This window comes from uncultured Roseovarius sp. (genome assembly GCF_947259555.1).
Classification (GTDB): Bacteria; Pseudomonadota; Alphaproteobacteria; order Rhodobacterales; family Rhodobacteraceae; genus Roseovarius.
Genome location: NZ_CAMYMD010000036.1, coordinates 1 through 20,690, shown reverse-complemented (window position 1 = coordinate 20,690; position 20,690 = coordinate 1). Strand labels below are relative to the sequence as shown.

Here is a 20,690-nt window from a genome sequence, read left to right as displayed (position 1 = left end):
TCAGTGGCGGAGTTCGCGCCCCTGCCACAGCCCGTCAACGCCAGGGGTGATCCGCGCCTCGTGGGCGTCGAGATCGAGCTGGGCGGGCTGCCCGAGGCCGAGGTGGCGCGTTTATGTGCCGAGGCGGTGGGCGGCACCATCAAACAGGTCGATAGCCATATCTGGCATGTCGAGGACAGCCGCATCGGGCGACTGGAGGTCTATCTCGATATCTTTTTGCGCAAGGCACAAAAGAGCAAGCTGCGCGATCTGGCGCTCGATCTGGGGCGCGAGGTGGTGCCGGTCGAGATCGTGACCGAACCGCTGGATATGGAGGGGCTGGCGCGGCTCGACGCGCTGCGCGATCATTTGCGTGCGGCCGGGGCGCTGGGCAGCGGCGCGGGCTGGTTCTTTGGCTTTGGCCTGCATCTCAATATCGAAATCGCGAGCGAGGCGGATATCACGCGTCCGCTGCTGGCCTACGCGCTGATCGAGGACTGGCTGCGCATCAATGATCCGATTGACGAGTCGCGCCGCCTGTTGCCGTTCACCGATCCTTATCCCACCGATTTCGTACGCGCCCTGATCAAGGCGGGGCCGGAGGCCAAGCGTGACCATGTGACGGGGCTCTATCTGGAGCATACGCCGAGCCGCAATCGCGGTCTCGACATGCTGCCGATCCTTGCGCAGTTCGACCCTGACCGCATCGCCGCCGCGATTTCCGACAAGACCTCGGCGCGCCCGACGTTTCATTTCCGCCTGCCCGATTGCCGGATCGACGAGGCGGGATGGTCGATTGCCGATGAATGGCGGCGTTGGCTGACGGTGGAGCGGGTCGCCGCCGATGCGGCGCTGCTCGACCGGCTGGCGCGGGCCTGGGAGGACGATCATGGTCTCCTGACGATTTCGCGGCAAAGCTGGGCTGCGCGGGCGGACCGTATCCTGCAAACGGCGGGGCTGACCGGGACATGACCCGATCCAACCGCCCCGTGATCGGGGTCACCGTCTCGCGCCGCTCGGGCTGGCGCATCTTTCCGCTGATTGCGCTCAATGTCTGGCTGGCGGGCGGGTGTGCGCGGCGCTGGCAGGCCGGGCGCAGGGCGGAGATCGACAGTGTGGACGGGGTGATCATCGGCGGCGGCGACGATATCTCGCCGGATCTCTATGGCGGGCGGATTGTGACCTCGGCCCGGCTCGACCCGGCGCGCGATGCGCTGGAGCGGGGGGTGTTGCTGGGGGCGTTCGTGAAATCCAAGCCGGTGCTGGGCATCTGCCGGGGCAGTCAGATGCTCAACATCGCACTGGGCGGCACGCTGCATCAGGATGCGTATGCGACCTATGAGGCGAGCGACCATATCCGCACCGTGCTGCCGCGCAAGACCGTGCATATCGAGCCGGGCACGCGGCTGGCGCATCTGGCGGGCACAGAGCCGATGAAGGTCAACGCGCTGCATACGCAAGCAGTGGACCGGCTGGGCGAAGGGCTGCGCGTGGCGGCGCGCGATCAGGGCGGCATGATTCAGGCCATCGAGCGGGTCGAGGAGCCGTTTGCAATGGGCGTGCAATGGCACCCGGAGCATCTGTTTTACGCGCATCGGCAAATGGGCATTTTCCGCGCGCTGATCGCGGCGGCGCGGGCGCGGCAGGAGCATGCGGCTCAGCTTGAAAGGGTCGATGCCGAAACTCACTGAGCCGTCGCGACATTTCCCAAACCGCGCCACAATCCGGCGCGATTGATGCCACATACGTCAACTATCCCTGAATTATCGGAAAACCGTAACAGGGATGGAAACGATGAACCTGAACCAGACTGAACCCAACCGCGACATCCGCGATCTTGTCCTGCGTGAGCGTCACCTCGCCGTGTCCGAGCGCGAGTGGAAGCACCGCCTGCGCGGCTATGGCTACGGCATCCGCGACACCGCCGAGGGCCGTTTCGTCACCTCGCTGCTGAAAGACGCGCCGCTCTGCCGACTGGGCTGATCGCGGCCTCTTTTTGGCAAAAATACTCTGGGGGAGTCGCCCCTTGGGGCGACGGGGGCAAGGCCCCCTGACGACGCCCTCAAAAACGACAAACCCCCGAAGCGGATGCCCGGGGGTCGTCAAATCGTGCCGCAAAAAACCGCGGGTAAAGCTTTTAGAGCATGCCTTCGCGCTGCGCTTTCTTACGTGCCAGTTTACGGGCACGGCGAATCGCTTCGGCCTTCTCGCGCGCTTTCTTCTCGGACGGTTTCTCGAAATGTTGCTTGAGCTTCATTTCGCGGAAAACGCCTTCGCGCTGCAGTTTTTTCTTCAGGGCGCGGAGCGCCTGATCGACATTGTTGTCGCGAACACTAACCTGCATGTGGTGTCACCACCTTCCTAAGTTAAAGTTGCAAGATTGCAGGAAGCGTTCGTATAGCAAAGCGCCCCGGATTTGTCTAGGGTGCGTCGCAGAGAGGAAAACCGATGCCCCAAACCGATCTGATGCGCCGTCTGCTGGAGGCCGCCAAGCCGCATGTTCCGTTTGACGGATGGAGTGAAACCACCTTGAGGCTGGCCGCCAAGGACGCCGATATTACGCCCGGTCTGGTCACGGCGGTGTGCCCGCGCGGCGCGGTCGATCTGGCGCTGGCCTATCATGACGAGGGTGATGCGGCCATGCTCAAGCGGCTGGAAGAGGCCGACCTGAGCGCGATGCGCTTTCGCGACCGGGTGGCGTTTGCTGTGCGCGCGCGGCTGGAGGCGGTCGAGGATCGTGAGTTGGTGCGGCGCGGCATGACGCTCTTTTCGCTGCCGCCCTATGCCGCCGATGGGGCGCGCGCGCTGTGGCAGACCGCCGATCATGTCTGGACCGCGCTTGGCGATACCTCGGACGATGTGAACTGGTACACCAAGCGGGCGACGCTCTCGGGTGTCTATGGCTCGACGGTCCTGTACTGGCTGGGCGATGACAGTGAGGGCTCTGCGCGCACATGGGAGTTTCTCGACCGGCGCATCGAAGACGTGATGCAAATCGAGAAAGTGAAGGCCAAGGCGCGTGACAACCGTCTGGTATCCGGGCTGATGGCGGGGCCGTTGAGCTTCATGACCCGTATCCGTGCACCGAAATCCGGCCAACAGACCGGTATGCCGGGGCGCTGGGGCCGCTCTAACTGACACAAGGAAGATCCGATGACCACTATGATGCAGGCCGTTGAAATCACCGAGGCAGGCGGGCCGGAGGTGTTGCAAGCCACTACGCGGCCTGTTCCGGCGCCGCGCGCCGGTGAGGTGGTGATCCGGCTCGCCTATGCCGGGGTCAACCGGCCTGACGCGTTGCAGCGTGCGGGGATGTATGCGCCACCGCCCACGGCGAGCGATTTGCCGGGGCTGGAAGGCGCGGGCGAGATCGTGGCGCTTGGCGAGGGTGTCGGCGATTGGGCCATTGGCGATCAGGTTTGCGCCCTGCTGCCCGGTGGCGGCTATGCAGACTACGTGGCCACGCCCGCCGCACATTGCCTGCCCGTTCCGGGGGGCATGGGCCTGCGCGAAGCGGCCTGCCTGCCCGAGACGTTTTTCACCGTCTGGTCGAATGTCTTTGAGCGCGGCGGCCTCAAGGGGGGCGAGCGGTTTCTGGTGCATGGTGGATCGTCGGGCATCGGCACCACGGCCATTCAACTGGCGCACGCATTTGGCGCGCGTGTCTTTACCACCGCCGGATCGGTGGAGAAATGCGAGACCTGTGTCAAACTGGGGGCAGAACGGGCCATAAATTACCGCGAGGAGGATTTCGTCGAGGTTTTGAAGGCCGAAGGCGGCGCTGACCTGATCCTTGACATGGTGGGTGGTGAGTACCTGCCGCGCAACGTCAAGGCGCTGGCCGATGACGGGCGGCTGGTGCAGATCGCCTTTTTGCAGGGGCCCAAGGTGGAACTGAATTTCGCGCAGGTGATGATGCGGCGGCTGACGATCACCGGCAGCACCCTGCGCCCGCAGAGCGACTTGGCCAAGGCGCGGATTGCCGAAGCGCTGCGTGCGCATGTCTGGCCCCTGCTGGAGGCGGGAAAGGTTGCGCCGGTGATGGATTCCGAGTTTCCGCTATCCGATGCGGCGGCGGCGCATGCGCGGATGGAATCGAGCGGCCATATTGGCAAGATCGTCCTGAAGGTCGGCTGATTTGGGCCTCGTGCCCCTCGTCATTCTGGCCCTCGCCGCGCTGAGCCTGTGCCTGAGCGTGGTGGCGATGCGGCGCGATGCGCCGCTGGAGTGGCGCTTTGCCCTGCCCGCGCCGCTGCCTGTGGCGGGACCTGCGCGGTTTGAGACCGTTCTTGATTATACCGTGCCCGACGGGCAGGCCCATGCGCCGGCGATTGTCGCGCGCGAGGGCGGCTTTGCCGTGCTCTGGTTTCAAGGCTCTGCCGAGGCGCAGCCGGATGTGGATATCTACGGGGTCGAGGGGACGAGGCAGGCGGAGGGCTGGCGGGTCAGTGACCCCGCGCCGGTTGTGACCCGCGCGTGGCTGGCGCGCGCCTTTGAGCCGGGGCAACTGGTTGTTACCCTTGGCAACACCATCGAGAATGAGGGCCGGGCGGGGCATCTTTACACCACGGCGGTGTCGGTCGGCGGATGGGCGATGGCGGCGATTGCCGATGTGGCGATGGGGCCGGAGGGGCCGCGCCATGCGCGCAAGCTGAACCTGTCGCCGCTGCTCAACCGCTCGTACCTCGTGAAATCGCCGATGGTCGCCTATGAGGACGGCAGCCATGGCTTGCCTGCCTATTTCGAGATGGGGACGACCTATGGCGCGCTGGTGCGGTTTGACTCAAGGGGCCGGGTGCGCGATCAGCGGCGTATATCGGCGCAGGGGGCCAAGGTGATACAGCCGATGATCGTCCCTCTGGACCGGGCCCGCGCCATAGCGTTTCTGCGTGATTTTGATCGCAGCGACGTGCTCTGGCTCAGTCATACAAAGGATGGCGGGCGCAGATGGTCGCAGGCGCAACGCACTGACCTCCCCAATCCGAGCGCCCCTGTTGCCGCGCTCGGGTTGGGACAGGGGCGCGTGCTGATGGCTGCGAACACCGATCCCCTGGAGCCCGACGCGATGATCCTGTCCCTGTCGGAGGATGAGGGGGAAACCTGGCGCCCGTTGCACCGGTTCGACGGCAAGGGCAGCTTGCGTTATCCGATGCTGCGCCGCGTGGGTGAAGATATCGTGCTGAGCTATTCCACTGGCGGCAAACAGGGGATCACCGCGCATATTTTCAATGCGGCCTGGGTGACGGGCCGATGATGGGGCGACTTGACTGGCTGGGATTGGCCGTCATTGCGGGATGGGCGGGCTTTGCCATGGCCGGGTTGGTTGTCGAGCCGGGCACCGCGCTGGCTACGGGTGGTGTGCTTGCCGTGTTCACGCTCGTCTTTTGCCGGTCGCGGTTTGTGCGGGGTGCAATGGCGCTCTTGTCGCCGGTGGGTCTGGGGCTGCCCGCTCTGGCGCTGCGCGACGTTGCGGGCGACCTCGGTCTGCCGATCCGCGCGTTTCACATGATGGAACTGGTGGTGTTTCTCGTGGCCTATCTGGCGTTCCTCGCCTCTGCCGCGGGGGTGCTGCGCATCGACCTTTACAGGCTGGGATATGCGCCTGTCCCGGTTGGAGGCATGGTGCTCGCGGTCTGTGCGTATGGCATTCTGTCGGGGGGGCTGTTTCTGCCGGTGCTGGCAGTCCTGGCGCAAGCGACGTGGCTTGCGGGGTGGGGCAGCAGCAATTGGTTTGACCATCTGCTGCATGCGATGCTTGTGCCGGTCTTGCTCGTTACCGTGCTGGTCGGACTGTTGTGACAGCACGACACCGGAATGGAATGGGCCGCCCGTGCCGGGCGGCCGCAACCGGCTCAGCCGTTGACGCTGTCCTTGAGTGCCTTGGCGATGGTCACCTTGACCACCTTGTCGGCCTCTTTCTTCATCTGCTCGCCAGTGGCGGGGTTGCGCACCATGCGCTCGGGGCGCTCGCGGCAGTAGATCTTGCCAACGCCGGGCAGGGTCACGGCACCGCCGCCGGACACTTCGCGGGTGATGATCGCGATCACGGAATCCAGCGCGCCGCTTGCGGTTTTCTTGTCACTGCCCATTTCCTCGGCCAGAGCGGCGACGAGTTGGGTCTTGGTCATGGGTTTTGCCATTTTATGGTCTCCTTGCAACTGCCCGTCTCTTGGGCCTCATGAGCGGAATTTAACGCTATGATGTGGTTAAACACAATGTCTGGTGGGCAAAAGCAAGCGTTTTTGGCGGATTTTGTGCGGATTTCCGTAGGGTCAAAGGAACGCCGTCTCCTCGAAAGAGCGTAATTTGCGGCTGTGGATGCGTGAGAGCGGCATCTGGCGCAATGATTCCATCGCGCGAATCCCGATCATCAGGTGCCGTGAAACCTGGGATTTGTAGAAATCCGAGGCCATGCCGGGCAGCTTCAACTCGCCCTGAAGGGGTTTGTCGGAGACGCAAAGCAATGTGCCATACGGCACCCGGAAGCGAAACCCGTTGGCCGCGATCGTCGCGCTTTCCATGTCGAGCGCGATGGCCCGCGACTGGCTCAGGCGCTGCACCGGACCGGACTGGTCGCGCAACTCCCAGTTGCGGTTGTCGACGCTGGCCACGGTGCCGGTGCGCATCACCCGCTTGAGGTCGAACCCGTCAAGCTGGGTCTCTTCCGCCACCGCCTCTTGCAGGGCGATCTGGATTTCCGCCAGCGCCGGGATCGGCACCCAGGCGGGCAGATCGGCATCGAGCACGCGATCCTCGCGCAAATACGCATGCGCCAGCACGAAATCGCCCAGCGACTGCGAATTGCGCAGCCCCGCGCAATGCCCGACCATCACCCAGGCATGCGGACGCAGCACCGCGATATGATCGGTCGCGGTCTTGGCATTCGACGGCCCCACCCCGATATTGACCAGCGTGATCCCCGACCCGTCGGCGCGTTTGAGGTGATAGGTGGGCATCTGCGGCAGCCGGGCGGGCATCGGCAGCTCACCGTCGGACGTGGTGATCTCGGCGTTGCCGGTGCTGACAAAGGCGGTGTAGCCGCTTGCCCCATCGGCCAGCATCCGCCGCGCGAAGGCCTCGAACTCCGAGACGTAGAACTGGTAGTTGGTGAAGAGCACGTAATTCTGGAAATGCTCCGGGTCGGTCGCGGTGTAATGCGCCAGCCGCGCCAATGAGTAATCCACCCGCTGCGCGGTGAACGGCGCCAAGGGGGCCGTCCCATCCGCCCCCCGTTCCCATGTGCCGTTGACGATGTCGTCATTGGTGGTCGACAGGTCCGGCACGTCGAAATAATCGCGTAAGGTAAACTCCGCCGCGCCCTCCTGCGGCACGGTCAGCGCAGCATCATTGGCCACCGCGAAATGCACCGGCATCGGCGTGTCTGAGACGCCGATCGAGACCGGCACGCCGTGGTTTTCGATCAAAAGCCCGATCTGCTGTTCGAGATAGGCGCGAAACAGATCGGGCCGCGAGATCGTCGCGGCATAGGTGCCGGGATAGGAGACATGGCCAAAGCTGAGCCGGCTGTCGATCTTGGCATAGGTGGTCGTGGTGAGCCGGATCTCGGGGTAGAACGCGCGCACCCGCCGCGCCGGGATGTCGCCCGCGATTGCCCGCGCGAAGGCGTCGCACAGGAACCGCGTGCCGCTCTCGTAGAGCAGGCAGAGCCGGTCCAGCGCCGCGCGCGCATCGGTGAACGCCTCCGGTCCCGGCAGGTCGGGGGGGAGGAGCGGGGCGTTCGGGTTGGCAAGGGTCATGCACGCGTCCTGTCATCGGGCTTTGGGCCTTACGTTGACACGGGCCACCGGCGCGATCAAGCTGCCCGCGAAAGCGAGGCGCATCATGGATTATGAAACCGTCACCCCCGAGGAGTTCGGGGCAAGTCTGCGGGGCTTTGGCCTCAACATCCTTGTGCGCGACGTGCGCGCGGAGGCGGCATTCCTCAGCGGCGTCTTCGGCGCGGTGCCGCATCGCGTCAACGACGATTTCGCGATCATCGCCTATCACGGCCACCTGATCCAGCTGCATGCCGATCACACCTATGGCAGCCACCCGCTGCTTGGCCTTGTGCCCGAGAGCCCGCCGCGCGGCGCGGGCGCGTCATTGCACATGTTCGACAGCGACCCGGATGACGCCGCCGCGCGCGCCGAAGATGCGGGCGGGATGATCCTGCAGGCGCCTACCAACAAGCCGCACGGGCTGCGGGAATGCTGCATCCTGTGCGAAAACGGCTATGCCTGGGTCGCCTCGCGGCCCCTCACCGATGATGAAAGGACAGCGATATGAGCGTGACATCCCTCAAACCCAACATGGAGCATTGGCAGGAGCGGGTGGACCTTGCCGCCGCGTTCCGCTGGACCGCGCGGCTGAATATGCACGAGGCGGTGGCCAATCACTTCAGCCTGTCGATCAACGAGGATGGCACCCGGTTTTTGATGAACCCCAACCAGATGCATTTTGCCCGTATTCGCGCCAGTGACCTGATCGTGGTGGATGCCAACGACCCCGAGACGCTGGAGGGCCCCGACGCCCCCGACCCCACAGCCTGGGGGCTGCATGGCGGGCTGCACCGGCATTGCGCCCATGCGCGCTGTGCGATGCATGTGCATTCGATTCACGCGACGGTACTGGCCTGCCTTGCTGATAGTCGCCTGCCTCCGATAGATCAGAACTGTGCCACGTTCTACAATCGCCTTGTCGTCGATGAGGGATATGGCGGGCTTGCGTTTGAAGATGAGGGCGTGCGCTGTGCCCGGCTGCTGACGGACCCGAAACAGAAGGTCATGATCATGGGCAACCACGGTGTCATGGTGATTGGCGATACGGTGGCCGATACGTTTAACCGGCTATACTATTTCGAGCGGGCGGCAGAGACCTATATCCGTGCGCTCCAGACCGGGCAGCCGCTGCGCGTGCTGTCGGATGCGGTGGCCGAAAAGACCGCGCGCGAATTGGAGGAATATCCCGGGCAGGCCGATCGGCACCTGTCGGAACTCAAGGCCATCCTGGATGCCGAGGGCTCTGACTACGCGCAATGACATGTGCCGGGCTTACCCCAGAAGCTGCGTGATCAAACGGCTTTCGGGGTCGGCGAGCGGCTCGATCACGTCGAAATGATGTCTGCCCTGTGCCACCTCGTGCCGGGCGCCCCACGCCTCGGCCAGCCAGCGGGCCTGATCGAGAAAGACGGGTCGCTCTTCGGCCCCGACCCATATCGTCACCGGCACGGGCAAGGGCCGCATCAAGACCGGGCTTTCGGCCTTTGCCGCGGAGAGATCGAGGCCGAACTGGGCGTTCATCGTGGTCTGCATCAGGGGCCGCAAATCCGACACCGGCGAGATCGGCATGACATGCGTGAGCCGCGCTGCCACGTCGCCCGGCAGCGTGCCGGGGACCGCCATGCGCGCCACCAGATGCCCGCCTGCCGAATGGCCGGCCAAGGCGATAGGCCCCTCGGTGCGGGCCGCCGCGGCCGTGATCGCCGTGGCGATCTGGCGGGTGATGTCGGCGATGCGGACCTCGGGGCACAGATCGTATGACGGCATTGCAACAGACCAGCCGCGTGCCAGCGGACCGGCGGCCAGATGCGACCAGTAGGACCGGTCGAACCGCAGCCAGTAGCCGCCATGCACGAAGAGACACAGACCCCGCGCGGTCCCCTTGGGGTGAAAGAGATCGAACACTTGTCTTGGGCTCTCGCCATAGCGCAGTCCGATCTCGGCGCGGCGCTCGGCGGTCAGCCGCTCGCGAAACGCTGCTGCGGCCACCGTCCAGCGCGCCGGGTACTGCGCGCCGCCCGGAATATGGGGCACATTGGCATAGGCATCGTCCAGTTCCACGGCGTGATCTCCTCTATCTGGCCCTAGACATTCCTAGCCCAAGCTGCTTTGCCTTTGCGAGTTGAAAAGACATGCCGAGAGGGGAGCGCCATGACCAAGACCGATCTGAAATCCATGCTCAATGATCCGAGCCTGCTGTGCGAGCGGGCCTATATCGGGGGTGAATGGGTCGATGGTGACAATGGCACCTTTGAAGTGAAGAACCCGGCGCGCGGTGATGTGATCGCCAATGTGGCCGATCTGAGCCGGGCGCAGGTCGCCCGCGCCATCGCAAGCGCCGAGGCGGCGCAGAAGGAGTGGGCGACATGGACCGGCAAGGAACGTGCCGCCGTGCTGCGCCGGTTCTTTGATCTGATGATGGAGAACCAGCACGATCTCGGCGTGATCCTGACCGCGGAGCAGGGCAAGCCGCTGGCCGAGGCCAAGGGCGAGATTGCCTATGGTGCGTCGTTCATCGAGTTCTTTGGCGAAGAAGCCAAGCGCATCTATGGCGAAACCATACCCGGCCATCAGCGTGACAAGCGGATCACCGTCATCAAGCAGCCGATCGGCGTTGTCGCGTCGGTCACGCCGTGGAATTTCCCGACTGCGATGATCACCCGCAAGGCCGCACCGGCGCTGGCGGCGGGCTGTGCCTTTGTCGGGCGTCCGGCGGCGGAAACCCCGCTTTCGGCGACGGTCATGGGGCTTTTGGCCGAGCGCGCCGGTATCCCGGCGGGGGTCTTCAACATCGTTCCTTCGTCGCGCGCATCAGAAGTCGGCAAGGAATTTTGCGAGAATCCGGCGGTGCGCAAGATCACCTTTACCGGCTCGACCGAAGTGGGGCGTATCCTGTTGCGGCAGGCCGCCGACAGCGTGATGAAATGCTCGATGGAGCTGGGCGGCAACGCGCCCTTCATCGTGTTTGACGATGCCGATCTTGATGCCGCCGTCGAGGGTGCGATCCTGTGCAAGTTTCGCAATAACGGGCAGACCTGCGTTTGTGCCAACCGGATCTACGTGCAAGCGGGCGTCTATGACGCGTTCGCCGCCAAGCTGAAGGAGGCGGTGACCAAGCTCAAGGTCGGGGATGGGCTTGAGGAAGGCACGGCGCTCGGTCCGCTCATCAATGCAGGCGCGCTCGACAAGGTGCGCGAACATGTGGCCGACGCCACGACCAAGGGCGGCACGGTGATCCTTGGCGGGGCCGAGGATGCCGATGGTCTGTTCCTGCCGCCGACCATCATCACCGGCGCGACCCGGGACATGGCCTTTGCGACCGAAGAGACATTCGGCCCGCTCGCGCCGCTGTTCAAGTTCGAGGACGAGGACGAGGTGATCGGGTTGGCGAACGATACGATCTTCGGGCTTGCGTGCTACTTTTATGCCAAGGATCTGAGCCGCGTCTACAAGGTGGCCGAGGCGCTCGAATACGGGATTGTCGGGGTGAATACCGGCATCATCTCGACCGAGGTGGCGCCGTTTGGCGGGGTCAAGCAATCAGGTCTGGGCCGTGAGGGCAGCCATCACGGCATCGAAGAGTTCCTCGAAATGAAGTACATCTGCATGAGCGTCTGACGAAAGCGGTACTCGACCGAGGGCAGAGCAGGCGCTAGAGTACCGTCAGCCGTTGTTGCACAGGAGGCCCGCGATGCCCCGCTCGATCCTTTTGGCCAGTATGTTGGCCTTGTTTCCGGTCATTGCGGTTCAGGCGCAGGATACAACGCGACAGGTGTCGGGCACGCTCGGCTATATGCAGCGGATTGCCCTGCCGCCGGATGCCCGTGCCTTGGTCGTGGCCGAGGGGCGGTTTGGCTCTATGCTGGGCGAAACCACGATCAATGCCGATGGCAAGCAAGTGCCCCTGGGTTTTTCCATGAACGTTCCGTCGGACCTGTCGGGACGGGTCAGTGCGGTGATTCGGGTGCATGGTCAGCCGCGATGGGTGCTGCGTGATCTGGCTTTTGGGGCGGGCGACGCACCGGTCGATATGGGCACGCTCATTCTGGAACCGGTAACGCCTCTTGCCTTTGCGACAGAGTTCACGTGCGGAGACATCACCGTCTCTGTCGGCGTTTTCAACAAGGAGGCGGTGTTGCGCGCCGAAGGCCGCGACATCCCGCTCGAGCCGGTCGTGTCGGCCTCGGGCGCGCGCTATCAGGGGACAAAAGATCGCGATACCGAGGTCTGGATGAAAGGCGACAGCGCCATGATCCGGCTTGAGGGCCGCGATTTGCCGGAGTGTAGAGAGGTCCCGCCACCCCGCGAACAGCCCTATCGCGCGGGCGGAAACGAGCCCGGTTGGATGGTGATGCTGAATGCCGAGACCGCAGAGATTTCTGCCGATTACGGCGAGATCACCCATAGCGTGACCCGTCCTGATGTGCAGGTTTTGCCCGGCTCTTATGTCTTTGACATGCCCAAGGCCGATGCGCGTCTGACGATCCGCGAAGGGATCTGTCGTGACGACGCAACCGGCATGCCGCATCCGGATGCGGCCACCCTTCGGCTTGGTGAGCGGGAGTTGCGCGGCTGTGGCGGCTCTCCGGAGGATTTGCTGACCGGGCCGGTCTGGCAGGTGCGCGCCATTGGCGAGCCCGAATTGATCGAGCCTGACCGGCTGTCGCTGAATTTCATCGCGCCGGGCCGGGTGGCGGGAAGCACCGGATGCAATCGGCTGGTCGGGGATTACACGCTGACTGGCGAGGGTCTGCAATTCGGGGCGATGGGGAGCACGATGATGGCCTGCCCCGAGCCTTTGATGGAGCAAGAGCGGCGCATGATCGACGCTTTGGAGCAGGTGGTGCGATTTGATATCGCAGAGGATGGCGCGCTGTTGCTGATTGGCGGGCCGGACAACCGGGTGATGATCGAGGTCGCCCGGCCCTGATATTGCGAACGCCCGGCCCAATTGGTCTGGCCGGGCGCGATACGCACTGCTGGTAATGTGCCTTAGTTCACCTTTTCGGCGTCCAGCACATCCTTGTGTACATCTTCGCCGCTGGCAATGGTGATCTGGCGTGGCTTGAGCGCCTCGGGCACTTCGCGCATCAGGTCGATATGCAGCATGCCGTCGGCGTGGGCCGCCCCGGTCACACGGACATGGTCCGCCAGTTGGAACCGACGCTCGAACGCGCGGGTCGCGATGCCGCGATGCAGGTAGGTGCGGCCTTCGTCCTCTTCGCTTTTGCGGGCCGACACGATCAGCGCGCCGTCTTTTACTTCGACGTTCAGATCATTGGCGGCAAAGCCCGCCACCGCGATTGTGATGCGGTAAGCGTCATCGTCGGTCTTTTCGATGTTGTAGGGGGGGTAGGTCGGTTGTGGCGCGTCGCTGGCCATCACCCGATCCAGCAGATCGGCAACTTGGTCAAAGCCGACGGTTGCACGATAGAGCGGTGCGAGATCGAAATTATGCATGGGTTATCCTCCTTTGAGCGATACCTTGGTTACGCCTTCCCCGACGGGGACAGGCCATCATGTCCGGCCCGTCATGCGGCACCTGGACAGTGGAGATGTGGGAATAAAGCGCGAGGGTTTCAAGAGACGTCGGGTGCGTTCAGGGGCGTGCGAATTTGGCACCCGAGCTCTTGCGCTCGCCGCCGACCTGCACCCGCCGAAAGCCGGGGTTGGCGGCTGTTGGAGCGGTCGCCATGCCGCGCAGATCCTGCTTGAGACGGGCCACCAGATCGGGCAGGTCCATGCCATAGGCGCGGCGCTCGTCCTCGTGCCATTTCCCGCCGCTGACAAGGGACAGGATGCGCGCCCGCCCGCCGTCACGGGCAAAGACCGGGGCCCCCGACGAGCCGTTGATCACCGCGCAGTCAAAGCCCATGACCCCCTTGGCACGCCACAACAGGCCGCAATCGCGCTGCCATGATGGCGCCTTGTCACGGTGCCTGCCATAAGAGACCACGCTGACCCGCTGACCGGGTTGCGGAGTGCCGAAGAGCCGGAACGGTGCGGCCTGCGCGCTCGGGATCGGCTGGGTCAACTGCAAGAGCGCCACGTCGCGCCGTACATTGTCCCGGCGCATCCCGCCCTGCGGATCATAGCCTTGGGCCACCGCATATCGTGTGATCGCCGCCTCTGAGATAACCACCCCGTCGCGCAGCCCGGCGCGAAACCGGATCGCATCGGCGGGGATGCCGCGATTGGCCTTGTCATACACGCAATGCGCCGCTGTCAGGACCTGATCGGGGGCGATCAACACGCCGGTGCAGTAGCCCCCGCGCCCCAGCTCTACCCGGCCAACAGCCTCCCATCCGAAGAGGTCGTCACGATCTGTCAGGCGGATCAGGCTGCTGGTCTGGGCCATCGCGGCGGGCGCGCAGAGCAGGATCAGGGCGAGCCCCGCCGAAAGCGCGCGCCGCACATTCATGGCTTGGCAAATTTTGCGCCGGTGTCGCGTCGCTGACCGGATGTGAACATCTTGGGGGCGGCCTCTTGAAACACGCCCTCTCCGTCGTCGAGCGCGGTTTGCAGGACGCGCATCGGATCTGTCAGGCGTGTCCCCAGCGAGACCTTGCGCCCTTCGACCTCGGCCATGGCCGAAATCACCGAGACGATGCGCGGCACGCCACCCTCGAAACTGAAGACCGGCGCGCCGCTGGACCCGAAATTCACATCGCAGGACATCACCAGCACGCCGCTTTGCCGCGCCAGAACCTCGCATATGTTCTGGAGCGACGGCGCCTCGGAGCGGTCCTTGGCATAGCTGACCACGCCGATCTTCTGGCCCTTGCGCGGGCGTTCATCCGTCTCGAACGGAGTGATCCGTGTATTGTTGATCGGGTGATGCAGCTCGAGCAGGGCCACGTCATTTCGCACGCGGTCGGCGGTCACATCCGTCTCGAAATCGTAATCGGGATGCGTCACCGCGCGCCTGATCGAGCGATAGGCGGCGGCACGCCCGTTGCGCCAGCCTGCCATGAATTCGATGCGCGCGGGGTCGACGCGCGCGCCGGTGCTCTTGTCGAACAGACAATGCGCGGCCGTCAGCACAAGATCGGGCGCCACAAGCGAGCCGGTGCAGAAACCGCGCCCGCCCAGTTCGAGCCGGCCCACGGCCTCCCACTGGCGGGCCTCGTCGCCCATATCGAGCCGCTCCAGCCTGCTGTCCTGCGCTGCGGCAGCTCCGGCGAGGCCTAACATCAATCCGATAATCACTATGCGCAGCATGAGGTCTCCGGCCAATTATATTCGCTTGTCAGCTACCAAGCGTTTTGGGCCAGATTATGACCATCTACCGCAATATCGGAACCTCGCTCGTGCCGCCCGCCGCGCGCGTCATTGCGGGCGGTTTCGGGCCGCCAGTGGCCCAGTCCAGCAATTCCACCGTATGCACCACCGGAATGCCGGTGCCAGAGCCGATCTGCATCATGCAGCCGATATTCCCGGCGGCGATGACATCGGGCGATCTGGCCTCCAGCGTGCGCACCTTGCGGTCTTTCAACTGCTTGGAAATCTTCGGCTGCATCAGGTTGTAGGTCCCTGCCGAACCACAGCACAGATGGGCATCCGCCGGTTCGACGACATCGTAGCCGGCACGCTTGAGCAGATCCTTGGGATAGGTCTTGATCTTTTGCCCGTGTTGCAGCGAGCAGGCGGCGTGATAGGCGATCGTCATGTCCTTGTCGGACCCGTCGGGCAGGTCAAGCTGCATCAGAAGCTCGCTCACGTCCATCGCGATGGCACTGACGCGCGCCGCATCATCGGCAAGCGGCTCATGCCGGAACATATGCCCGTAATCCTTGACCGTGGTGCCGCAGCCGGAGGTGTTGATGACGATGGCATCGAGCCCGCCCTCGTCCATCTCGCGCGCCCATGCGCGGATATTTTTCGCCGCCGTTGCGTGGCTCTCTGCGGTCTTGCCCATGTGATGGGTAAGCGCGCCGCAGCAGCCGGCGCCCTCGGCCACCACCACCTCGCAGCCCAACCGGGTGAGCAGGCGAATGGTGGCGTCGTTGATATCGGTGTTGAGCGCGCGCTGCGCACAGCCCGTCATCAGTGCCACGCGCTTCTTGCGCGCGCCTTGCGGTGCAAAGGTCTGCGGATCGTCATTGCGGCTGACGGGCGGCACCTGTTTCGGGGCCATCTCCAGCATCGCGCGCAGCCGGGCATCGGGCATCAGCGGCGCCAAGGGCCGCCCGATCTTGGCCCCCAGAAGCGCCACGCGAAACCGCATCGGATAGGGCAGGATGCGCGCCAATATCCAACGCAGGGCGCGGTCGCCCAAGGGCCGTTTGTAGCGCTCCTCGATATATTCGCGGGCCTGATCCACCAGATGCATGTAATGCACGCCCGAGGGACAGGTCGTCATGCAGGCGAGACACGACAGGCAGCGGTCGATATGCTTGACCGTCTTTTCATCCGGGTCGCGGTCATTCTCCAGCATGTCCTTGATGAGGTAGATGCGCCCGCGCGGGCTATCGAGCTCATCGCCCAGCACCTGATAGGTGGGGCAGGTGGCGGTGCAGAACCCGCAATGCACGCAAGAGCGCAGGATCTGGTTGGCGCGCGCGATCTTGGGATCTTCGAGCTGTTCGGCGGTGAATTCTGTTTTCATGAGTCCTCGCTTGTTCCGCCAGTCACAAGAGGCTCTGCCGCAGTCATCAGACCGGGATTGAGAATCTGCCTCGGGTCGAACTTGCGGCGCAGCCCCTCCTGCAAGGCGGCGATCGGTTCGGGCTGGGGATTGAATGCGCCCTGCGCCCGGTCGCCGCGGATCAGCGTGGCATGGCCGCCGCGCGCGCCGACCGCGGCTCTGATCTTGCGGGCATTCAGGCCCGCGCCGTCCGGGACCAGGAGCCAGATCAAGCCACCACCCCAATCATAAAACGCCTCGGCGCCCGGTAGATCGGCCACCACCCCCGGCGCATCGGTTGGTTTCACGGAAAGCCGCCAGACATCGCCCGTGCGCCCCTGAAAGGGCCCCACGTCGCGGATATGCGTCCAGGCCGCCGCAGTTTTTTCGGGGTCCGTGTCCAGCGTGAATGCGCCGAAATCCGCAAGCAGCGATTGCAGCTCTCCGGCGCGGTAAACCACGGAATTCTCGAAGCCCTCCAGCCGGATCATCGTGACCGGCGCGGCGTTCTCGCCGGATTGCAGATGTGCGGCACCGGTCACTTCATACGGCGAGGCGAGCGACCGGCAGAGTGCGGTGACGGCTTGCTCATCGGTCAGACCTTCGAGACGCAGGACGCCCGTCGACCGCGGCTTTGGCAGCACTTTAAGCGCCACCTCCGTCAAGACGCCGAGCGTGCCGTAGCTGCCGGCCATCAGCTTGACGAGATCATAGCCGGTGACGTTCTTCATCACCCGACCGCCATTCTTTATGATCTGCCCGCGCCCGTCGACAAACCGCACGCCCAGCAGGAAATCCCGGCACGCCCCGGCCTGAATGCGGCGGGGACCGCTCACATTCGCGGCCACCACGCCGCCGATGGTCGGTGTGCCCTGCGTTCCCATCAGGGCGCGATGGTCCATCGGCTCGAACGCCAGCCTTTGGCCTTCGGCCTCGAGCGCGGTCTCGATTTCGGCCAAAGGGGTGCCCGCGCGGGCCACAAGCGTCAACGCGCCCGGCTCGTAGAGCTCTATCCCCGTCAGCGCGGCCGTACTCAGGCGCGTGCCGTTCGAGGCCCGTCCAATTGGCCGCGTGCCGCCCCCCTCGATTCGCAGGGGGCCGTCCGCGGTCTTGATGATCTCGGCCAGTTCCGCCTCGGTGTCTGGTGTCATGCTGCTTCTTCTGGCTGAAAATATCCTGGGGGTCCGGGGGCAAGGCCCCCGGCATGGGTCGTCAGGCTACACGCCGCGCGTCGGATGACGCGAGCGGAAAAACCTTGGCGGGGTTGAGCAACCATTTCGGATCGAACACATCCTTGACCGCCATTTGCGCCTCAAGGTCCTGCGGCGCGTATTGATGCGCCATCAGGTCGCGTTTTTCGATCCCGACGCCGTGTTCGCCGGTCAGGCAGCCGCCCACTTCGACGCAGAGCTTGAGGATCTCCGATCCCAATTCCTCGCACAGTTCCAGATCGCCGGGTTTGTTCGCATCGAACAGGATCAGCGGGTGCATGTTGCCGTCGCCTGCGTGAAACACATTGGCCACGCCCAGACCGTACTGTGCCGACAGCTCGCCGATTCGTTTCAGCACATGCGGCAATTGGCTGACCGGGATGGTGCCGTCGAGGCACATGTAATCATTGATCTGCCCCATCGCGCCGAAGGCGGATTTGCGGCCCAGCCAGATCGCGGCGCTTTCCTCGGACGACCTGCTTTGGCGCAGTTCCACCGGATCGTGCTTGCGGGCAATCTCCTCGATCAGGGCCAGCTGTTCGTCGATCTCGGCATCCGATCCCTCGACCTCGACGATCAGCAATGCCTCGCACATCGGATAGCCCGCCTGGGCGAAATCCTCGGTCGCCTCGATACAGGGACGATCCATGAATTCGATCGCCACCGGCAGCACGCCCGCCTTGATGATGTCGCTGACGCAGGCGCCGGCGACCTCGTTGCTGTCATAGCCGATCAGCACCGGGCGGGCGCCTTCGGGTTTGCGCAGGATGCGCAGGGTGGCCTCGGTGACGACACCCAATTGCCCCTCCGAGCCGCAGATGAGCCCCAGAAGATCCAGCCCCTCGGCGTCGAGATGGGCGCCGCCCAGTTCAACCACGGTGCCATCCATCAGCACCATCCTGACGCCCATCAGGTTGTTGGTGGTGACGCCGTATTTCAGGCAATGCGCCCCGCCCGAATTCATCGCGATGTTGCCCGCGATGGCGCAGGCGAGCTGGCTCGACGGGTCGGGGGCGTAAAAGAAGCCGTGTTCCTCGACAGCGCCGGTCACGCTCAGGTTGGTGCGTCCGGTCTGCACCCGGATAAAGCGATTGTCATAATCGGTTTCCAGAACCTCACCCAGACGGGAGACGCCCAGAATCACACAGTCGGCGGTCGGCAGGGCGCCGCCTGCCAGCGATGTGCCGGCGCCGCGCGGCACCACGGGCACACCCATCTCATGGCAAATGCGCAAGGCCGCCGCGACCTCTTCGGTCGATCCCGGAAGAATGACCGTCAAGGGCGGACATTTGTAGGCGGTGAGCGCATCGCATTCATAGGCACGCGTCTCGGCGGGGTCCGAGATAATTGCATCATCGGGCAGCACCTCATGCAGTCGATCGATCAGTTCTGCCTTGCGGGCCAAGATGTCTGGCCGGGGGACGGGCATTTCCATGACATGATCCTCTAGTATTGGTAATAAAATATAACCAATTTTTGCATCTGGCAAGTCAAACCTGCCGGAGATAGCCTGACGCAATGACAGGGATCGATCAACTCTCGCATTTCACGCCGTTGGATGGCGCGGCTCTTGCCCTGCTGATCGGGGGCTGGCTGCTGACAGGTCTGGCGATTGACAAGGCGCCCCTGTCGCGTCCCTCGGTCTCGGTGCTGATGGCGCGGTACCGGCGCGAATGGATGGTGCAGATGATCGGGCGGGAGGCACGTATTTTCGATGCGCAGCTGCTTGCGAGCCTGCGGCAGGGCACGGCATTCTTTGCGTCTGCCTCGCTGATCGCGATTGGCGGTGCCATGGCGATGCTGGGTGATCTGGAGCAGGTCATCGGTATCGCCGGCGACCTGACCCCGGGCAGAGAGCCGGTCATTGTCTGGGAGGTCAAGATCGCGGTCATTCTCATATTTCTGACCAATGCGTTTCTGAAATTCGTCTGGTCAAACCGGCTTTTTGGCTACTGCGCCGTGGTGATGGCCGCAGTGCCGAATGATCCCGAACATCCAGCCGCTGCCCCGCGCGCGGCCAAGGCGGCGGAGATCAACATAACGGCAGCGCGTGGCTTTAACCGTGGGCTTCGCGCGATCTATTTCGCGCTTGCGACGACGGCGTGGCTGTTGGGGCCGGTGCCGCTCCTGATGGCGGCAGGCGTGACCTGTCTGGTTCTGCTACGCCGCGAGTTCGCCTCGCAATCAAGAGCGGCGCTGATGCGGCCTGATATGTCGGGCGATCACACACAGACGTGAGTGTGTTTTGCGTGATTATGGTTTATGATCAGCGCATGAAACACACACTATTTGCTATCTTCACCTGTATTCTGGCACTCCCGGCGACTGCCGATGAACCCAAGGTTCTCGACGTGAATGTCGAGAAATCGGGGATGTCGTGGCGCGTGGATGTCACGCTCGAGCATCCCGATACCGGCTGGGACCATTATGCCGATGGCTGGGACGTGCTGGACGCCGATGGCAATCGCCTCGGATATCGGGTTTTGCATCATCCACATGTGAACGAGCAGCCGTTCACGCGCTCGCTCAACAATCTTCAGATCCCGGACGGCACGCGGGAAGTCTTCATCAAGGCGCATTGCTCGGTCGATGGCTGGAGCGAAGAGCCGGTGCGGGTGGAGTTGGAGCCCTGAGGCAGGTTTTGTCCTGGAGCGGACCTTGGGTCAAAGCACCCGCGCGATACGCGGTCGAAGACCGCCGCGCATCGACGGGCCGACCCGACGGCACGGCGATTTGGCTGCAACCTGAGCATCGCGTGGATGTTTTACTGGCGGGGCAGGGATAAAGTTCTGCCGAACACGCGTTGGATCGCCGCGCCGCGGCCCGTCGATGCGCGGCTCACTGCCAAGGTCCCATCCAGGCCAACCCTCCGCCCCCTACCTACGCCCCTCGCGCAGCCAGCCTGCTAGAATCAGACCCGAGACCAGCAAAAGCACCAGCCACGGCGGCAGCAACGCCATCTGGCTCACGCTCATCGTCTCATACGCGCCGCGCGGGGTGATCCCGATCCAGCCGCGACCGGCGGCGGGGCGGCCTTCGCGCACCTCGCGGATGCGCTGCACCCCGTCGGCCATCGCCCGCACGCCGCCATTGGTG

The 20,690-nt window shown here is 64.2% G+C and carries 23 protein-coding genes and 1 pseudogene; 13 read left to right on the top strand and 11 right to left on the bottom strand.

The genetic code is table 11. From position 1 onward, the window contains the following. Nucleotides 1-3: 3 nt before the first annotated feature. The 3 genes from Q0X85_RS06665 (at nucleotide 4) to Q0X85_RS06655 (ending at nucleotide 1,962) form a co-directional block, all read left to right on the top strand. Complete coding sequence (locus Q0X85_RS06665) at nucleotides 4-951, top strand: amidoligase family protein (protein WP_297770660.1); 948 nt, start codon at nucleotides 4-6, stop codon at nucleotides 949-951. Beyond that, nucleotides 948-1,670: a gamma-glutamyl-gamma-aminobutyrate hydrolase family protein gene (locus Q0X85_RS06660; RefSeq protein WP_297770657.1), complete on the top strand. Its 723-nt coding sequence runs from the start codon at nucleotides 948-950 to the stop codon at nucleotides 1,668-1,670. Before Q0X85_RS06665 ends, Q0X85_RS06660 begins: the two co-directional genes overlap by 4 nt. Nucleotides 1,671-1,773: 103 nt before the next feature. Continuing rightward, nucleotides 1,774-1,962, top strand: a complete 189-nt coding sequence (locus Q0X85_RS06655; RefSeq protein ID WP_297770654.1) for a hypothetical protein — start codon at nucleotides 1,774-1,776, stop codon at nucleotides 1,960-1,962. A 154-nt stretch (nucleotides 1,963-2,116) separates the two neighbouring features. On the opposite strand, the gene rpsU is transcribed toward Q0X85_RS06655, so the two are convergent. Further along, nucleotides 2,117-2,323 (bottom strand): 30S ribosomal protein S21, encoded by a 207-nt coding sequence (gene rpsU, locus Q0X85_RS06650; protein ID WP_008207378.1) that lies wholly within the window; start codon nucleotides 2,321-2,323, stop codon nucleotides 2,117-2,119. A gap of 104 nt (nucleotides 2,324-2,427) precedes the next feature. Here rpsU and Q0X85_RS06645 point away from each other — a divergent pair, with 104 nt between their 5' ends. The 4 genes from Q0X85_RS06645 to Q0X85_RS06630 are packed head-to-tail and all read left to right on the top strand — an operon-like array spanning nucleotide 2,428 to nucleotide 5,778. Next, nucleotides 2,428-3,117, top strand: coding sequence for a COQ9 family protein (locus Q0X85_RS06645; RefSeq protein ID WP_297770650.1), 690 nt, complete (start codon nucleotides 2,428-2,430; stop codon nucleotides 3,115-3,117). 15 nt (nucleotides 3,118-3,132) lie between these two features. After that, nucleotides 3,133-4,116, top strand: coding sequence for an NAD(P)H-quinone oxidoreductase (locus tag Q0X85_RS06640; RefSeq protein ID WP_297770647.1), 984 nt, complete (start codon nucleotides 3,133-3,135; stop codon nucleotides 4,114-4,116). A gap of 10 nt (nucleotides 4,117-4,126) precedes the next feature. Then, nucleotides 4,127-5,233 carry an exo-alpha-sialidase gene (locus Q0X85_RS06635; RefSeq protein WP_297770710.1) on the top strand — a complete coding sequence of 369 codons (1,107 nt, stop codon included), beginning with the start codon at nucleotides 4,127-4,129 and terminating at the stop codon, nucleotides 5,231-5,233. Continuing rightward, entirely contained in the window at nucleotides 5,230-5,778 is a 549-nt protein-coding gene (locus Q0X85_RS06630; protein ID WP_297770644.1) for a hypothetical protein, read from the top strand. Before Q0X85_RS06635 ends, Q0X85_RS06630 begins: the two co-directional genes overlap by 4 nt. A 53-nt stretch (nucleotides 5,779-5,831) precedes the next feature. On the opposite strand, the gene Q0X85_RS06625 is transcribed toward Q0X85_RS06630, so the two are convergent. Together Q0X85_RS06625 and Q0X85_RS06620 are read right to left on the bottom strand one after the other, a co-directional pair. Further along, entirely contained in the window at nucleotides 5,832-6,119 is a 288-nt protein-coding gene (locus Q0X85_RS06625) for an HU family DNA-binding protein (RefSeq protein ID WP_297770641.1), read from the bottom strand. A 132-nt stretch (nucleotides 6,120-6,251) separates the two neighbouring features. Continuing rightward, a complete protein-coding gene (locus tag Q0X85_RS06620) occupies nucleotides 6,252-7,736 on the bottom strand; it encodes an AMP nucleosidase (protein WP_297770638.1) in 1,485 nt (494 codons plus the stop codon). Between the two features lie 85 nt (nucleotides 7,737-7,821). On the opposite strand from Q0X85_RS06620, the gene Q0X85_RS06615 reads away from it, so the two are divergent. Then, nucleotides 7,822-8,265, top strand: a complete 444-nt coding sequence (locus Q0X85_RS06615; protein ID WP_297770707.1) for a glyoxalase — start codon at nucleotides 7,822-7,824, stop codon at nucleotides 8,263-8,265. Next, nucleotides 8,262-9,017 (top strand): class II aldolase and adducin N-terminal domain-containing protein, encoded by a 756-nt coding sequence (locus Q0X85_RS06610; RefSeq protein ID WP_297770635.1) that lies wholly within the window; start codon nucleotides 8,262-8,264, stop codon nucleotides 9,015-9,017. The genes Q0X85_RS06615 and Q0X85_RS06610 overlap by 4 nt, the downstream gene beginning before the upstream one ends. Nucleotides 9,018-9,029: 12 nt before the next feature. On the opposite strand, the gene Q0X85_RS06605 is transcribed toward Q0X85_RS06610, so the two are convergent. Then, nucleotides 9,030-9,818 carry an alpha/beta hydrolase gene (locus Q0X85_RS06605; RefSeq protein ID WP_297770634.1) on the bottom strand — a complete coding sequence of 263 codons (789 nt, stop codon included), beginning with the start codon at nucleotides 9,816-9,818 and terminating at the stop codon, nucleotides 9,030-9,032. A gap of 90 nt (nucleotides 9,819-9,908) precedes the next feature. On the opposite strand from Q0X85_RS06605, the gene Q0X85_RS06600 reads away from it, so the two are divergent. Both Q0X85_RS06600 and Q0X85_RS06595 read left to right on the top strand, forming a co-directional pair. Beyond that, the gene (locus tag Q0X85_RS06600; RefSeq protein WP_297770631.1) at nucleotides 9,909-11,375 is read left to right on the top strand and encodes an NAD-dependent succinate-semialdehyde dehydrogenase; all 1,467 of its coding nucleotides are present in this window, start codon (nucleotides 9,909-9,911) and stop codon (nucleotides 11,373-11,375) included. A 73-nt stretch (nucleotides 11,376-11,448) separates the two neighbouring features. Further along, complete coding sequence (locus Q0X85_RS06595; RefSeq protein WP_297770628.1) at nucleotides 11,449-12,687, top strand: META domain-containing protein; 1,239 nt, start codon at nucleotides 11,449-11,451, stop codon at nucleotides 12,685-12,687. Between the two features lie 62 nt (nucleotides 12,688-12,749). Here Q0X85_RS06595 and Q0X85_RS06590 read toward each other — a convergent pair whose 3' ends face one another. The 6 genes from Q0X85_RS06590 to Q0X85_RS06565 form a co-directional block, all read right to left on the bottom strand. After that, a complete protein-coding gene (locus Q0X85_RS06590) occupies nucleotides 12,750-13,217 on the bottom strand; it encodes an Hsp20 family protein (protein WP_297770625.1) in 468 nt (155 codons plus the stop codon). A 139-nt stretch (nucleotides 13,218-13,356) separates the two neighbouring features. After that, nucleotides 13,357-14,178: a serine protease gene (locus Q0X85_RS06585; protein ID WP_297770622.1), complete on the bottom strand. Its 822-nt coding sequence runs from the start codon at nucleotides 14,176-14,178 to the stop codon at nucleotides 13,357-13,359. Next, nucleotides 14,175-14,978, bottom strand: a complete 804-nt coding sequence (locus tag Q0X85_RS06580; protein WP_297770619.1) for a trypsin-like serine protease — start codon at nucleotides 14,976-14,978, stop codon at nucleotides 14,175-14,177. The genes Q0X85_RS06585 and Q0X85_RS06580 overlap by 4 nt, the downstream gene beginning before the upstream one ends. Nucleotides 14,979-15,042: 64 nt before the next feature. Next, a complete protein-coding gene (glcF, locus tag Q0X85_RS06575; RefSeq protein WP_297770617.1) occupies nucleotides 15,043-16,365 on the bottom strand; it encodes a glycolate oxidase subunit GlcF in 1,323 nt (440 codons plus the stop codon). Next, a complete protein-coding gene (glcE, locus tag Q0X85_RS06570) occupies nucleotides 16,362-17,534 on the bottom strand; it encodes a glycolate oxidase subunit GlcE (RefSeq protein WP_297770615.1) in 1,173 nt (390 codons plus the stop codon). The genes glcF and glcE overlap by 4 nt, the downstream gene beginning before the upstream one ends. Before the next feature lie 61 nt (nucleotides 17,535-17,595). Continuing rightward, a complete protein-coding gene (locus Q0X85_RS06565; protein WP_297770612.1) occupies nucleotides 17,596-19,029 on the bottom strand; it encodes an FAD-linked oxidase C-terminal domain-containing protein in 1,434 nt (477 codons plus the stop codon). An 83-nt stretch (nucleotides 19,030-19,112) separates the two neighbouring features. Between Q0X85_RS06565 and Q0X85_RS06560 the strand changes: the two genes are divergently transcribed. Then, the gene (locus Q0X85_RS06560; RefSeq protein ID WP_297770609.1) at nucleotides 19,113-19,832 is read left to right on the top strand and encodes a DUF599 domain-containing protein; all 720 of its coding nucleotides are present in this window, start codon (nucleotides 19,113-19,115) and stop codon (nucleotides 19,830-19,832) included. A gap of 35 nt (nucleotides 19,833-19,867) precedes the next feature. Then, nucleotides 19,868-20,227, top strand: coding sequence for a hypothetical protein (locus Q0X85_RS06555; RefSeq protein WP_297770606.1), 360 nt, complete (start codon nucleotides 19,868-19,870; stop codon nucleotides 20,225-20,227). 243 nt (nucleotides 20,228-20,470) lie between these two features. Here Q0X85_RS06555 and Q0X85_RS06550 read toward each other — a convergent pair. Continuing rightward, nucleotides 20,471-20,690, bottom strand: a pseudogene (locus tag Q0X85_RS06550) (hypothetical protein); the annotation flags it as partial.